At 64.2% G+C, this 14026-nt stretch carries 12 protein-coding genes; 3 read left to right on the top strand and 9 right to left on the bottom strand.

The window, feature by feature from the left end:
• Nucleotides 1-34 precede the first annotated feature (34 nt).
• Nucleotides 35-874 (bottom strand): IclR family transcriptional regulator, encoded by an 840-nt coding sequence (locus A5706_RS26505; protein ID WP_068137649.1) that lies wholly within the window; start codon nt 872-874, stop codon nt 35-37.
• A 104-nt stretch (nt 875-978) separates the two neighbouring features.
• On the opposite strand from A5706_RS26505, the gene A5706_RS26500 reads away from it, so the two are divergent.
• Both A5706_RS26500 and A5706_RS26495 read left to right on the top strand, forming a co-directional pair.
• Nucleotides 979-1707, top strand: a complete 729-nt coding sequence (locus A5706_RS26500) for a Sua5/YciO/YrdC/YwlC family protein (RefSeq protein WP_068137647.1) — start codon at nt 979-981, stop codon at nt 1705-1707.
• Nucleotides 1708-1727: 20 nt separating this feature from the next.
• Entirely contained in the window at nt 1728-2480 is a 753-nt protein-coding gene (locus tag A5706_RS26495) for an SDR family NAD(P)-dependent oxidoreductase (RefSeq protein ID WP_068137642.1), read from the top strand.
• Between the two features lie 502 nt (nt 2481-2982).
• On the opposite strand, the gene A5706_RS26490 is transcribed toward A5706_RS26495, so the two are convergent.
• A complete protein-coding gene (locus tag A5706_RS26490) occupies nt 2983-3246 on the bottom strand; it encodes a hypothetical protein (protein ID WP_068137639.1) in 264 nt (87 codons plus the stop codon).
• Nucleotides 3247-3440: 194 nt separating this feature from the next.
• Here A5706_RS26490 and A5706_RS26485 point away from each other — a divergent pair, with 194 nt between their 5' ends.
• Entirely contained in the window at nt 3441-4337 is an 897-nt protein-coding gene (locus A5706_RS26485; RefSeq protein ID WP_068137636.1) for an amidohydrolase family protein, read from the top strand.
• Between the two features lie 5 nt (nt 4338-4342).
• Here the strand turns inward: A5706_RS26485 and A5706_RS26480 are convergent, their stop codons facing one another.
• The 7 genes from A5706_RS26480 to A5706_RS26450 are packed head-to-tail and all read right to left on the bottom strand — an operon-like array spanning nt 4343 to nt 14015.
• Complete coding sequence (locus A5706_RS26480; RefSeq protein ID WP_068137632.1) at nt 4343-5260, bottom strand: SDR family NAD(P)-dependent oxidoreductase; 918 nt, start codon at nt 5258-5260, stop codon at nt 4343-4345.
• Between the two features lie 12 nt (nt 5261-5272).
• On the bottom strand, nt 5273-7396 hold the full coding sequence (locus tag A5706_RS26475; RefSeq protein ID WP_068137629.1) for a hydantoinase/oxoprolinase family protein: 2124 nt from the start codon (nt 7394-7396) through the stop codon (nt 5273-5275).
• Nucleotides 7393-9708 (bottom strand): hydantoinase B/oxoprolinase family protein, encoded by a 2316-nt coding sequence (locus tag A5706_RS26470; RefSeq protein WP_068137625.1) that lies wholly within the window; start codon nt 9706-9708, stop codon nt 7393-7395. Before A5706_RS26470 ends, A5706_RS26475 begins: the two co-directional genes overlap by 4 nt.
• Nucleotides 9705-11636 (bottom strand): NAD(P)/FAD-dependent oxidoreductase, encoded by a 1932-nt coding sequence (locus tag A5706_RS26465; RefSeq protein ID WP_068137621.1) that lies wholly within the window; start codon nt 11634-11636, stop codon nt 9705-9707. Before A5706_RS26465 ends, A5706_RS26470 begins: the two co-directional genes overlap by 4 nt.
• Nucleotides 11633-12478, bottom strand: coding sequence for an enoyl-CoA hydratase-related protein (locus A5706_RS26460; protein WP_068137618.1), 846 nt, complete (start codon nt 12476-12478; stop codon nt 11633-11635). The genes A5706_RS26465 and A5706_RS26460 overlap by 4 nt, the downstream gene beginning before the upstream one ends.
• The gene (locus A5706_RS26455) at nt 12475-12870 is read right to left on the bottom strand and encodes a Zn-ribbon domain-containing OB-fold protein (RefSeq protein WP_197517993.1); all 396 of its coding nucleotides are present in this window, start codon (nt 12868-12870) and stop codon (nt 12475-12477) included. The genes A5706_RS26460 and A5706_RS26455 overlap by 4 nt, the downstream gene beginning before the upstream one ends.
• A 32-nt stretch (nt 12871-12902) precedes the next feature.
• Nucleotides 12903-14015, bottom strand: coding sequence for a thiolase domain-containing protein (locus tag A5706_RS26450; RefSeq protein WP_231985424.1), 1113 nt, complete (start codon nt 14013-14015; stop codon nt 12903-12905).
• Nucleotides 14016-14026 lie beyond the last annotated feature (11 nt).

Below are 14026 nucleotides of genomic sequence, written 5' to 3'. Positions count from 1 at the left end.
CAGCTGGTGCAACCACGCAGGAGACTTCCGACCGTCATCCGCACGCAGCCTCGATGAAGTCCTGAATGGTGACGTCGAGAGCTTCGATGCGCGCCGAGGAATTCGGTCCGAGCAGTGCCGCCAGGCGTGGTGCGAGTCCATCGCACGCCGCGATCAGCGGCCGGGCGAGTTGGCGCAGTGCTTTTTCCGGCAATTGCTCGTCGGGGCCGGCGACGGCGATTGACCCGAGCGGAAGGCCGTCGTCAGGGTCGAGCAGGGCGGCACCGATTCCGCTGAAGTGGGGGTGGTTTTCGCTGAAAGACAGGGCATAGCCCTCGGCGCGGATCCTATCGAGTTCACACTCGAGGTCTTTACGTGAATTGCCGACAGTGTGTGTCGCAACGACCTCGGCCGCTTCTTCGACTGGGAGGTGCGCCAGGATGACCCGGCCGCTGCAACCGGAGGTGAGCGGCGCCCGCTCCCCGATGTGGATGCCCTGACGCTGCAGCGCCGTGTTGTGCTCGGCGCCGAGCACGAGGACCCGATGCTCGCCGCTGCGAAGATGCATTGTTGCGGTCGCCTGAGCCGTGGCGGCCAGCCTGGACAGCACCGGACGCGCATGTTGCAACAACGCAGGACGCGGGCCCACCAGCGACGCCAGTGCGATCGATCGGCTTCCGATGCGGTACCCACGGCGACCGGCGTGGTCGACATAACCCTCGTCCTGCAGGGCGCGCAACACACGGTACGCACCCGCCTTGGACAATCCCACGGCCGACGCGATCGCGAGCAAACTGGCGGGTTGTTCCATCGCTGCAAGCGCTTCGAGCACCCGCAGCGGCCTCCGCAGAAGGTCTGGCTGGGCACGTTGCGCCGTTTGCCGGGTCCTTGTCATCGCACCTCGTTGGTTTCAGCAGACGAAACCAAGTTTGCGCGGTCTTGGGTGCTCTGTCCAGATTGGCATCAGTAGGCGAGCGATGCCACGGGAACGGAGATGCCATGAGCAGATACGACATTCACAGCGATGCGCAGCGCATCTACGAGACGGTGGCCGCCGGCGGCGCCGCGATTACGCCGAACGACGTCGGCTATGGGGTTATCGCCAGCGCCTCCGAGACGTTGCTCCGACTCTTTCGGGCCAAGCGACGGGCAGCGCACAAGCGCAATGCGATGGCAGGCAACTACGAACTTCACCGCGAGGTCCACCAGCTCGGCCGACGTGAACAGGACATCGTGGACGCCGTCGTACTCGACGCGGGTCTTCCACTGGCGGTCGTCGGACCCTACGACGCCTCCCACCCCGTGGTAGCGGCCATCGAGCCCGAGACGCTCGCAGCAAGCACTGTCGGCGACACTCTGGCGGTGCTGGTCAACGCTGGCGCGCTTCAGGACGCGGTGGTCCAGATCGCACACCGCAACGGGGTGCCGTTGCTAGGGTCATCAGCGAACCTCACTGGTACCGGACCGAAATTCCGCGTGCAGGACATCGAACAGCCCATCATCGACGCGGTCGATCTGGTCGTCGACTACGGCCTGCGCAAGTACCACCTATACCGCCGCTCGTCGACAATGATCGACTTCTCCACCATGGAGGTCGTCCGCATGGGTTCGTGCTACGAGCTGGTCAGCGACATCTTCGCCAACCAGTTCGGCATCAACCTTCCCATCGATCCCGGTTGGGATGCGCTGCACTCGGGCCAGCTGCGCGACCAGCCGGTGACGAACTGAACCGCCAGGCAGGAGATGCCATGAGTCCCAATTACCTTCGTGACGACCTTGAAGGCAAGGTGGCCATCGTGACGGGTGCCGCCAGCGGAGTGGGCCTAGCCATTGTCCGACAACTCGTCGATTACGGCGTTTCTGTCATCGCCGAGGACATCAACGCCGACGTCGAGGGAATCTTCGACGATGTTGATGCCGTGACCGTGCTCATCGGCGATGTCTCCCAGGAACAGACCGCTATGGAAGCGACACAACTGGCAGTCGACAGGTTCGGCAAGCTCGACATCCTGGTCAACAACGCCGGTGTGATCATCAACAAACCGGTGGTCGAGACGACACTTGAAGACTGGAACCATATCCTGGGCACCAATGTCACCGGCGCTTTCCTGCATACCCGCGAAGCCATGCGCGTCATGGCGCGCAACCAGAGCGGATCGATCGTCAATATCGGTTCCTACGCCTGCTTTCAGACATTCGAAACCATCTCGGCCTACGCCGCGTCCAAAGGTGCTCTGGCCCAACTGACGCGCACCGCCGCCCTGGAAGGTATCGGAGACAACATCCGCGTCAATGCACTCGGTCTGGGCGACGTCGTCACCAACATCCTCGGCACCCCCGGCGACCTCATCGAGCATGGGAAGCGCGCTCCGATCAAACGCGCGGCCGAACCGGGCGAGATCGCTCATGTCGCGGCGTTCCTTGCCTCTAACCTGGCCAGCTTCGCCGTTGGCGCGGTGTGGATGATCGACGGCGGCATGAGCGTCGCGATACCTAATTGACTAAGGGCGTCGTTCGTTGACGAAACGTGCAGATCGAATAGGTCGATTCGCGTTTCCCGGCAGGAACTCCGATCCGTCGCCACTGCGCCGCCGTCGACCGTTGCGAGACATCTAGCCCTGAGGTGCTTCGGCGACAAGATCAGCGCGGCGGCTTGGCTGTCCAGGCCGAGCTGGTACATCGTGGCCACAGACGATCAGACCATCCCACCCGACGTCGAGCGTGATTCCGCAATCGGATGGGGGCGGAAACGCTCGTCTTACCCACGTAGGTGTCATAAAAGGGTGGAGCTAAGGGGATTCGAACCCCTGCCTTGACCAGGCAAAATGCTGATTTACCTGCACCTTCGCTCCGTCTCAATCCAATTCAGTCCCGCTCGTTACCAGCGGTTTTGCTTTCGTGTCTTGACGGCGTCAAAGAGCCTGGACGATCGCGCTCCCAGGGCTCCATCCCCACACGAACAACTGACGCTCAGTAGGCGTAGGCCCAGACCTCAACAGGTCACTAGTGCTTCGCTGTTTCGACCCGATCTAGACTTCCCAGCGCGTTAAAGAATTCCGGCCTGTCAGCCAGGCGGTACTCGCGATGCCGCCGAACCGCGTCCTCTAGCTCGGCGATGCGCAAGCGATGCGACTCGGCCTCGTCACCCTGCGAATCGCCAAATCGCTGCCGCTCGTGCTTGATGTTGTCAGTGAGCCGCTTGCCAGCCTCGTAATGAGTCAACAAGTCGTAATCGTCCTTAGGCGCGGTCGGCTCGTCGTCAACCATGAGCTCATGGTCAATCAGTCCGCGCGCGCCTGTCAACAGCCAGTGATCACCGCTAAACACTAACCATGGTCCGGCCAGCGGTAATGCGGTGTGTTAAGTTGGACCGACCAGACGGTCGAACGATAACCGGTCCCCAAGAGCTCGAGACGGCACGCTCGGCCGCAAGGCCGGCGGGAGAGAAAGGACCGTTGCGCGTGAAGTTCATCGATGGCTGGTCGAACATGCCGATGCTCACGAAAGACGAGCTGATCAACGAGTTCGCCGACGAGGTCCTGAACAGCAACGTCAACAAGTGGTTCAAGACCAGCGGGGGATCTCGGGGGCCGGGCGCGAGCGCCGAGGACCTCGTGGCCATGATGGACGCGGCCGGGGTTGAGAAGACGATCATTTCGGCGCTGCACAGCTGGTCCCATCCCGACACCCGTCCGCGTGGTGTGTTCCAGGCGACCGCGGGGCAGCCCGACGACATCTTTGATGGGTTCCTCGAGCAGATGGCCACGGCGACAAGCACCCACAAGGGCCGCCTGTACGGCAGCGCTCTGATCGATCCTATGGGCGGCCTGCGGGCCTACCGACAGCTCGACCGGGCCATCAAGGACTACGGGTGCGTCGCAATCCGTGTCATGGCCGCGATGTTCGGTGAGCCCTACGACCACCCGCTCTACTACCCGATCTATGCGAAGTGCGCCGAGCTGGGCGTTCCGATCACCATGAACCTCGGCTTCCCGGGCCCCATGCGCAGCGCCAGGCTGCAGCATCCAGCATTGCTGGACGACATCCTGCTCGCGTTCCCCGAGTTGACGGTCGTCGGAACCCACATCGGCCATCCGTGGCACTTGGAAACGCTTGCGCTGCTACAGAAGCACCCCAATTTCTACCTGATGACCTCGGGCTGGTCGCCGAAGTACATTCCAGGCGAGATCGTCCATTTCATGAACACCCGCGGCAAGGGCCAAGTGATGTGGGCCTCGGACTTTCCCTTGCTGAGCGTCGAGCGCGCAGCCAACGACGCGCTCGAGCTACCGCTGAAAGACGATGCGATGCAGGCTTATTGCCACGACAACTGTCTCGAGGTTTTCAAGCTCGGATAGTCGCCTTACGAAACAGCATCCGGCGTCGCGGCACCGGTCATCGCGGGCACCCTGTTTGGCACGACGGCCGCCGGGAACGCACTCTCGATCTGATCGAAGGCCGAGGGCAATTCCCACGGGCCGTCCGTGAAAATCTCGCTGACCAATGACGGAACGTTGAACAGACCGATGTCCGGCCCGGACGTGTACAGGATCTGGCCGTTGCACCAATCCGAACGTTCGCTGGCAAGGTACAGCACGATCGGCGCGATGTGGTCGGGCGAGCGCACGTCTTGGTCCTCGCGCCGGTGCTCGCCCATCGAGTCGGTCATCCGAGTGCTCGCGTCGGGACTGATCGCGTTCGAGGTGACGCCGTACCTTTTCAGAGCGGCGGCGCAGGAATAGGTCAGTCCGGCGATTCCCATTTTGGCCGCGGCGTAGTTCGGCTGTCCCGGCGAGCCGTGCAGGCCCGAGCCCGACGTGAAATTGATCAATCGGTGATGGGCATCCGCTTGCTTGAGCGAACGCCAATAGACGCTTGCATGCTTGGTCGTGTTGTAAGTGCCGCGAAGGTGTACGGCGATGACCGCGGCCCACTCCTCGGGTGTCATGTTGAAAATCATTTTGTCGCGCAGGATTCCGGCGACGTTGATCAGGACGTCCAGCCGGCCGTAGGAGTCGACAGCCTGCTGGACGAGCCCACCGGCGTCGTCGTAGTCCGAGATGTCGCCGCTGTTGGCGACGGCGACTCCGCCGGCCTCGGTGATCCGGGCCACGACTCCGGCCGCCGTCTCCTTGTCGGACCCAGTCCCGTCGACCGCCGAGCCGAGGTCGTTGACGACGATGCGCGCTCCCTGCGCGGCGGCCATCACAGCGATGCTCGCGCCGATCCCCCTCCCGGCTCCGGTAATGGCGATGACGCGATCTTGCAGCAGTCCGGTCATTTCTGTGTCCCCTTACTCGTTGACGTCGATCGGCTCGATGACGATGCTGCTTCGAGCGTCGACTGTGGCCCGCTGGCCCTGACGAAGGACGACGGTCGTGTCGATGAACTCGATGATGGCCTGGCCGGCTACCCGGTCACCCGGCTTCAATCGGCCACCGTCGTACACCGGCGTTCGACTCGGCGTGGAGCCCAGTTCGTACCAGACCACTTCCCGCCAGCCGGCGGGCTCGACGTCGAGTGGTGCGCCCGCGTCGGCGGCGACGAACTCGTGCTCGGTAACGCTGGCACGAGCCGTCACCCGCAGCGACGTAATCATGAAACCCGCTGCCGGGTAGCCACTTCCGGGGCCGAATAAGAGCTCGTATTCATGCTCGAAGGCGACGATCAACTGATCGAGTTCGGCCTGCTGGTAAACGCCGTGTGGGGCCGGGATTCTCAGCTCGTTGACCTGTTGGCGATAGCGCATCTCGACGAAGCGATCGAGCCGGACGTCGGCGGGGTCGAGCGAGCCCGGGAGCGCAGCTCGGACCTTGCCTTCCAACTCCGCCCATGCCTTGTTGAGTTGCTCGGGATCGAACGGCGACGGTGTGAGCAAAGCCATGTCTTGGACGATCACCGCGTCGGCTGCTGCCACCCCGAACGCCGACCAGCCGGCGGCCAGATCGCCGAGCGGAATGACCGTGGTCGAGATGCCGAGCTTCTGCGCGAGCATCGGGCAGTGCGTCCCACCCCCGCCCCCGAACGCGTACATGACGCAGGTGCGAGGGTCATAGCCCTGTTGGATGCTCGACAGCAGGATCGCGTCCGCCATCTGGTCGTCGACGATCCGCATGGCGGCCGCGGCCGTCTCGACTGCCGTGAAACCCAGTGGCGCTCCTGCACGTTCGAGGGCCGCCGCCGCCGCTTCGGTATCCAAGGACAGCGCACCGCCGAGAAAGTGCTTGGGGTTGAGGTAGCCCAGCACGACGGCGGCGTCGGTCACCGTCGCCTGATCGCCGCCGCGCCCGTAAGCCGCCGGCCCGGGTAGGGCGGCGGCGCTGCGCGGTCCAACGCGCAGGCTGCGAGTGTCCTCATCGAACGCGATGATCGAACCGCCGCCGGAACCGATCGAGCGCACGTCGAGTGTCGGCACGAAGTACTCGTACTGGCCATAGTGCGTCGTTGTTCGTGTCACCGGTTCGCCGCGACGGATCACCCCGACGTCGAACGTCGTGCCGCCGACATCCCCGGTCAGCACGTTGATGTCACTGTAGGCGCCGACGGCGGCTGCGCGCGCGAGCCGACCCGCACCGATCAATCCCGCCACTGGGCCGGAGCCGATGGTTAGCAGGGGCATCCGGCGAGCATGCGCGATATCGATCAAGCCGCCGGCGCACGTCATGATCGACAGCGACCCCGAATAGTCCAGCGCGTCCAACTCGACCTCGATACGCGCGAGGTAGTCACTGGTCACCGGCCCGATCATCGCGTTGATCAACGTTGCAACGGTGCGCTGGTACTCGCCGACGCGGGGCACAACCTGCGAGCTGACCGAAACGAATGCGCTTGGCGCCTCTTCGGCGACGATGCGGGCGAGGGCCCGCTCGTGGACATCAGTGGCGGTCGACCACAGCAGCGCAATCGCGAACGCCTCGACGCCGTCGGCGACCAACGAGCGGATCGTCGCACGCGCCCGATCCTCATCGAGGGCCATGATGATCTGTCCATCGGCGGCGACCCGCTCGTCGACCTCCACCACGAGAGACTTGGGCACCAAGGGCTCGGGCTTGTAATGCCCTGCTAGATGGGCGATTTCTTGGGCATGCGACCCGACGAGCCGTTCGCCGGCGCGCATCATGTAGATGGTGTCGCGGTGCCCGGCGGTGACCAGCAGTGCGACCTTCGCGGTGCGCTTCTCCACGAGCGCGTTGGTGCCGACGGTGCACCCGTGCAGGATCGCGTCGGTCCGGGCGAGCAAGTCGGCCTGCGTGAGCCCAGTCCTGCTTGCGACTTCGCCGATCGATCCGATGAATCCTCGCTCGAATGCCGGTGGGCTCGAGGAGACCTTGCCGATGGCCACGGTGCCGTCTGCGTCGACAGCCACGCAATCGGTGAACGTGCCACCGATGTCGACACCGATTGTGTAGTCGCTCACAAAAACAGGATTTCGTTGAGGGCCGGCTCGCTGCGGCGCGCGATTTCGACAGTCATCAAGACCTGACAGTTGGGGCAGCAGTACCGACGCAGCACCATGTCTTCATCGAGAAAGAACCCTGGATCTTCCACGCGGGGCAGGATGTCCACGCCCGTCTCGCTGACCGCCAGGCCGTCTTTATAGCTGGCCCGATAGTCGGACAGCACGGTGTCGCAGCGCGCACAGGCCAGCACCCTGCGATCGCCGTCGTCGCGCGCGACGACGTACTCGTGTACCGACCGCCGCGGCTCACCCGTTGCGGCGCTGACGTTTCCCTCAGCGCTAAGCCCGAATCGGTCGGCGACCGGTGTCCAGGTGCGCCGTTCGGAACGGATCTCTTCGCGTCGTGTGCGGGTTGCCTGGTCGTCGACACGACCGTCATCCGCTATCACCACGCCATACACGTTGAGACCGGCCGTGGCGGAAACGTAACCTCCCGCGACGTCGTCGGCGACTCTGTCGGGTTCCCGCTCGATCGGATCCCCGTAGCCACCGCCACCACAACAGACCATCTTCATCACATCACCATTGGCCAGCGGTGTGCCATTGGACTTGGTCCGCAGTCGGTGATGCGCGCCGTAGGTCAGTTCCGCAACCGACCGGGGCATGTGCCCGGCCTTCCAATGCTCAGCCACGTCCGTGCCGCCGAACACGTGGTACTGCGCCGTCGGGGACGGCAGGCCGCCGAACAAGCCCATCGCCTGGTTGGTCGACACGCCTTGTCCGCCGGCATTGGTGATCGCCTCGACCTTTGCGGAACGGTAAGGGGTGAAGGCAACTTCGATGCCAGCTCCACCGCGATAGCGACCGGGGCCGCCTGTGTCGGTGGCCTCCGTGCGGTACATCATCAGCATCGGGTAGTACTGTTCGGTGTCCTCGACGTTAGGCATTTTGGACATCGGCGCAATGACCAGGCCGGTGGTGTTGACGCCATCGGAGTGGGCGCGCGAACCTCCGCCGGCGCCAACCGCTTCCAGCACCGCCGTTCCGAAGAAGTTGCCGCGATCGTCGGCGCCCGCGAGAACGAGCAGCGGGTGATCCGCGCCGCACACGACGAGGTCCTGCTTCAATTCGGGATCGCAGGCCATCAGCCGAGCCAGCGAGTTCTGCAACCGAACGAACGAGCTGATGATGTTCATCACGCCGCCGCTGACCGCCGCGGGATAGTCGCAGCACGTCAGCGTCCCCGGGGTGGGACGAAAGTCGATCTGACGGTAGGCGCCGCCGACGGAGAAGGTATGTTCGTGCAGCAGCGTCAGTGCTGAGAGGCCCAGCACGATGCCCATGAAGTTGACGAAGGTGAACCCGTTGGGGCCTATCCCCTGGGGGTCGGTGCCTTCGTTGTCGACGACGAGCCGGTCGCCTCGTTTGGTCAGGTTGAATTGAACCCGGTGGGTCTTGCGGTCCCCGGGCATCTCTTCGTCGAAGTAGAAGACATCGCTGACCGTGCAGTCCGGGATGCGCTCGAGCTTGCGGGCGAACGCGAGTTGGGCGTTGTCGAGGATCCGCCGCATCGCCGCTTTGACAACACTCGCGCCGAATTCGTCGCAGGTCTCCCGCAGCCGGCGGATCGCGAACTGGCAGCCGGCCAGCTGCGCCCGCATGTCGAGCGCGACCATGTCGGGCAGGCGGGACTGGCGTCGGTACATCTGCTCGAGATCGTCGCGCAGTACGCCGCGCTCGATCAGCTTGAAGGGCCGGAACATGACCGGGTCGCTGTACACGTCGGGCGCGTTCTGGGGCCAACCGCCGGGGACGATCCCGCCGAGGTCGTATTGATGGGCGGCGTTGGACACCCAGGCGAACAACTCGCCGCTGATGAACAGTGGTGCGGCCACGCAGACGTCCATCTGGTGAGACGCACCGATCCAGGGGTCGCTGGCGAGGTAGACGTCGCCCTCCTCGATGCCCGGCGCGTCGCTGAAGTGTTCCATCAGGTATTGGACGACGAGCGGCGCTCCAGCGTTGAGGTATTGGACGAACGGCGCGCTCATCACGGCTTCACCGTCTTCGGTCAGGATCGACATGTTGAAGTCGAGGCCCTGGAACACCGGCGAGCCTGACATCCTTGTCAGCGTGTCACCGTGGGCAATGTTGATGGTCCACAACCGATTTCGCAGTACCTCGAACGTCACTGGGTCGATGTCATCGACGGCGTCGGTCGCAAGCTTCAGCTTGGGCGACACGCGGGTCTGCCAGTCGTCGCGTGGCCGGTAGCTGTGGACCAGACCGTCCCAGATGAAGTCCTCGGCGCGCGTGCCGATTGCGGTCACCGGATCTCCATGTCGCCGAAGTCCGGGTAGCGCAAGAGCCTGAAGATGGTCCCCGGCGGATAAGGGGACATGACCGCCGAGGGAGCGCCGCCCTGGCCCTGGTAATAGCTGTCGGCGCGCGGATCGCTCCAGGCTTTAGTCTTCTGCCGCTCGAACACTTCGGCCATGTACTTGCGGTACGCCTGCTCGCTGACGTCGATTGACTTCTCGTCGTTGTTGATGAGACGGTCGATGCACTTCAGCGCGAACTGGGTGGCAAGCTCCACCCACGGACCGGGAGTGATGCCGCCAATCGTGTTGGGGCCGTGCAGCATCCACAGGTTCGGGAAGCCGTGCACCATGCAGAACCGATACGCGCACGTGCCCGTTTCCGCCCAGGTTTGCTCCAGCGTCGTCTCCCGGCCGGTGACGCGCATCGGGAACAGGTAGTCGTTTGCGCGAAAGCCGGTCGCATAGACGATGATGTCGACGTCGTGCTGCTGTCCGTCGATCGTCTTGATGCCGGTTTGGTTGACCTCGGCGATCGCATCGGTCACCAGCGTCACGTTGTCGCGGTTCAGGGCGACCAAGATGTTGTAGTCGGTGTCGACGAGAACCGGCCGGTGCGACCACACCGGGTAGTCCGGTGTCATCTTGGCCCTCAGCTCGTCGTCGGGCAGATTCTCGGCCAAAAACTCGATCGCGTTGTCACGCATCTGCTTGTTGAACTCGCTGATGGCGTGGGGATCTCCGCTGTAATTGGGATCGCGGTCGGTGGTGATGTCCCAGCCGCTGGTCACATCCACACCGCGTAGGCGCATGAAGTTCTTGTGGAACGGCAGGTTGCGCTCCAGCCAAGTCACCTGCGGGGGATACGGCGAGCGGTAACCGGGAATTCCGAACACCCATGACGCTTCCTTTTGGAAGACGACGACATGTTCGGCGCTTAGCGCCAGTTCCGGGACCATCTGGTAGCCGGTGGATCCGGTTCCGATCACGGCGATGCGTTTGCCGTCCGGCTTGACTTCCTCGGGCCAGCGCGACGAGTGCCACGACTGTCCCTTGAAATCGTCCATCCCCGGGATCTTCGGCATGTTCGGCTGGCACAGGAAACCGACCGCGGTAATGACGGCGTTGGACTCGAGCGTGCGATCACCCTTGGGGCCGGTGACGTCGATCGTCCATTTGGCCAAGTCGTCGTCCCAGGTGAGCGCGCGCACCTCGGTGTCGAATTCGATGTGGTCGCGAATGTCGTGCTCGTCGGCGACCCAGTCGAAGTAGGCCTGGTTGTGCGCGCGTGGGCAGAACGGGTACTCGAGGTCGACGTTCGTGCCGAATACATGCGTGTAGGCCCGGCTTGGCGAGTCGACGCGGGCTCCCGGATAGCGGTTGCGGTACCACGTGCCGCCGACGCCGCCGTCCTTTTCGATGTGCGTGTAGGGGATGCCGGCCCGCTTGAGCATCACCGCGGCGTTGAGGCCGCCGTAGCCGGCGCCGATGACCGTCACCGAGAAGTCCGCGAGCTTGGCGGGATCTGGTGTGCGTGACCACTTGTGGGCTCGCACCCAGGGATCGAGCCCGAGATCCTCGATGAGCATCGTCATCTGGTCTGGTCCCGGTTCGCTGCCGGTCGCCAGCCGGATCGACTCTTCGAGGCGGTCGAGGGGGCCGATGTCGAGATGGCCGCCGCCGGAGTCGCGGTAGGTCTTCAAGAATGCCACGGCTTTTCGTTGGATCAGCGCAATGTCATCCTCGGAGGCCGGAATTGCCGCTTCGGCGAACATGACTTGTGCGCGCACCGTCTTGACCTGTGTCTTCAGTTCCTCGTCGCCGGTGAGCTGATACAGCAGACCACGCAGGACCAGCGGATCGGCGAATTGGACAATGTCCTCGAGCTGTTCGTCGGTCGTTTCGAGGAGCTCGGACTGCGCCTGCTGTGCGATGCTCATAGTTGCCTTCCCGACTTGCCGCCGTCATAGCGCCCCGGAAACAACTCCGAGGGAAACGCGGTGCTCTTGCTCAGACGCCACTCGGGCGCCCGCTTCTCCATGAAGGACGCCATCCCCTCGGTAAAGTCGGCACTGCTGAGCGCCCAGTCGTACAGCTTCTGTTCCAGGCGCGCATGCGCCGACAGATCGTCGGATTCGAGCGCGCGATACACCAGGCTTTTGGTGATCGCCGCGGCGACCGGCGAGACATTGCGCACGATGTCCTCAGCGATCTCTCGCGCGCGGTCCAATACCCGATCGGCGGGGTGCGCCTCGTTGGCCAGGCCGAGTCTGACCGCGTCGCGGCCGTCGAAGATGCGGCCGGTCAGCAGCAGTTCCATGGCGTTGGCGGCACCGATCAACCGGGGCAGAATCCAGCTGGCTCCGAATTCGGGGGTCAGCCCGCGCCTGGTGAAGACGAATCCGAGCTTCGCGTCCTCGGCGGCGATTCGGATGTCCAGTTTCATCGGCAAGGTCATGCCGACGCCGACGGCTGCGCCGTTGATTGCGGCGATCGTCGGCGTGCGCATCTGCCAATAAGGCCGGTCCGTCGCCGGCTGGAAGAGCTCCCGAAGCGCGGCGTCACTGGTTTGGTCCTCGTCGAGATCGGCCCCAGCGCAAAACGCTCGACCGGCACCCGTGACGATGATCGCGCCGATGTCGTCGCGAACCTCGAAACCCGCTATGGCGTGGCCCAATTCGGCTTCCATGCGCCGTGTCCAGGCGTTCATCCGGTCGGGGCGGTTGAGCACCACGGTCGCGACCCGGCCGTGCTCCTCGGTGCGTATGGTCTGGTAGGTCATTGCGACGGCGGATTACCATCGGGTTGAAAACGGAATAGCGCCTGGCCGTCCTGCCCAGTGGGCATCACCACCCGGACCGGGGTGCCGACCGTCAGCGCGTCGGGATCGCAGCCGACGATGTTGCTCATCACCCGCGGCCCCTCTTCGAGTTCGACGTAGGCGATCACGTAGGGCACCGCCTCGCTCCAACCGGGCAGGCCGCTCTTGCGTACCACGGTGTAGCTGTAGACGCTTCCGCGGCCGCTGGCCTCCTGCCACGCCGTGTCCAGGCTGCCGCATGCGGGGCAGAACCCCCGGGGATACCAGATCCAGGCGGCGCAACCGTTGCAGCGGGGCAGCACGAAACGGGATTGGGTGAGCGCCGCCCAGAACTCGCGGGTCTCTTCAGTCACCGTGGGTTCTGGAACCGGCAGGCTTGCCGCGGTCACGAGGACCTGCCCATGATCAGTGTGGCGCTGCCCATCCGGGTTCCGATCGAGCCGCCGGTGCCGTGGGCCAGTGTGAGTTCGCAGTCGGGTACTTGGACTTCTGGGTGCGCTTCGCCGCGGAGCTGCCGGACGGCCTCGATGACCTTGGTGACACCGCCGCGGTTGCTGGGATGGTTGTTGCACAAGCCGCCGCCGTCGGTGTTGAAGGGCAACACCCCATGCGGCGCCTGCAATGCGCCATCCTGCACGAATACACCGCCCTTGCCCTTGGGGCAGAAGCCTAGATCCTCGATTGCAACCAGGGCCGTGATCGTGAACGAGTCGTAGATCGACACATAGTCGATGTCACCGGGGGTGACGCGGGCTTCGGCGAATGCCCTTGGACCAGACTCCACCGCCGCAGTGTAGGTTAGGTCGACGTTGCCGTTGTCGGTGTGCTTGATCGCCTCTCCCTGGCCCAGGACGGTAACGCACCGATCCCCGAGATCCTTTGCGACAGCGGGGTCTACCACGACGATCGCCCCGCCGCCGTCGCTCACCACGCAGCAGTCCAGCCGGTGCAGCGGATCGCTGACCATCGGTGACTCGAGGACCTGCTCGACCGTAACCGGGTCGCGCAGCATGGCGTTCGGGTTGTGCTGTGCGTGGTGTGCCGCGGCCACTTTGATCTCGGCGAGTTGCGCTGAGGTCGTCCCGTACTCGTACATGTGCCGTTGAGCGGCAAGGGCATAGGCGGGAGCGATCCCGAACATTCCCCATGTTTCCTCGAACGTCGTCTCCGGAGATGGCTCGGCCGGGGCGGGCATGCCCTGGGGGGCGCTCCGAGGGCGGCCCGCCATCGTGATCAGGGCGATTCGGCACTTACCGGCTGCGATCGCCGCGGCGGCGTGGCCGACATGAACGATGTAGGACGACCCACCGGTCTCGGTGGAGTCAACGAAGCGGGGCTTGAGCCCCAGGTACTCGGTCATCGAGATTGGGCCGAAACCTGCAGTCGAGTCGCAGAAATAGCCATCGACGTCCGCCAACGTGAGGCCGGCGTCCGCAAGCGCGCCCACGGCGACCTCGGCGTGAATCTGCGCGGTCGTGCGATGCGGAATTTTGCGCATAGGATGCTCGA

Source organism: Mycobacterium sp. E796, from assembly GCF_001672815.1.
Classification (GTDB): domain Bacteria; phylum Actinomycetota; class Actinomycetes; order Mycobacteriales; family Mycobacteriaceae; genus Mycobacterium.
Note: the sequence above shows the minus strand (reverse complement) of the source record. Positions and strands in the feature narration are given on the sequence as shown.

What these genes read in the sequence shown, in the direction of transcription:
- A5706_RS26495 (WP_068137642.1), top strand. Translation starts at nt 1,728, where the DNA reads ATGAGTCCCAATTACCTTCGTGACGACCTTGAAGGCAAGGTGGCCATC.
- A5706_RS26505 (WP_068137649.1), bottom strand. Translation starts at nt 874, where the DNA reads ATGACAAGGACCCGGCAAACGGCGCAACGTGCCCAGCCAGACCTTCTG.
- A5706_RS26450 (WP_231985424.1), bottom strand. Translation starts at nt 14,015, where the DNA reads ATGCGCAAAATTCCGCATCGCACGACCGCGCAGATTCACGCCGAGGTC.
- A5706_RS26465 (WP_068137621.1), bottom strand. Translation starts at nt 11,636, where the DNA reads ATGAGCATCGCACAGCAGGCGCAGTCCGAGCTCCTCGAAACGACCGAC.
- A5706_RS26460 (WP_068137618.1), bottom strand. Translation starts at nt 12,478, where the DNA reads ATGACCTACCAGACCATACGCACCGAGGAGCACGGCCGGGTCGCGACC.
- A5706_RS26490 (WP_068137639.1), bottom strand. Translation starts at nt 3,246, where the DNA reads ATGGTTGACGACGAGCCGACCGCGCCTAAGGACGATTACGACTTGTTG.
- A5706_RS26500 (WP_068137647.1), top strand. Translation starts at nt 979, where the DNA reads ATGAGCAGATACGACATTCACAGCGATGCGCAGCGCATCTACGAGACG.
- A5706_RS26480 (WP_068137632.1), bottom strand. Translation starts at nt 5,260, where the DNA reads ATGACCGGACTGCTGCAAGATCGCGTCATCGCCATTACCGGAGCCGGG.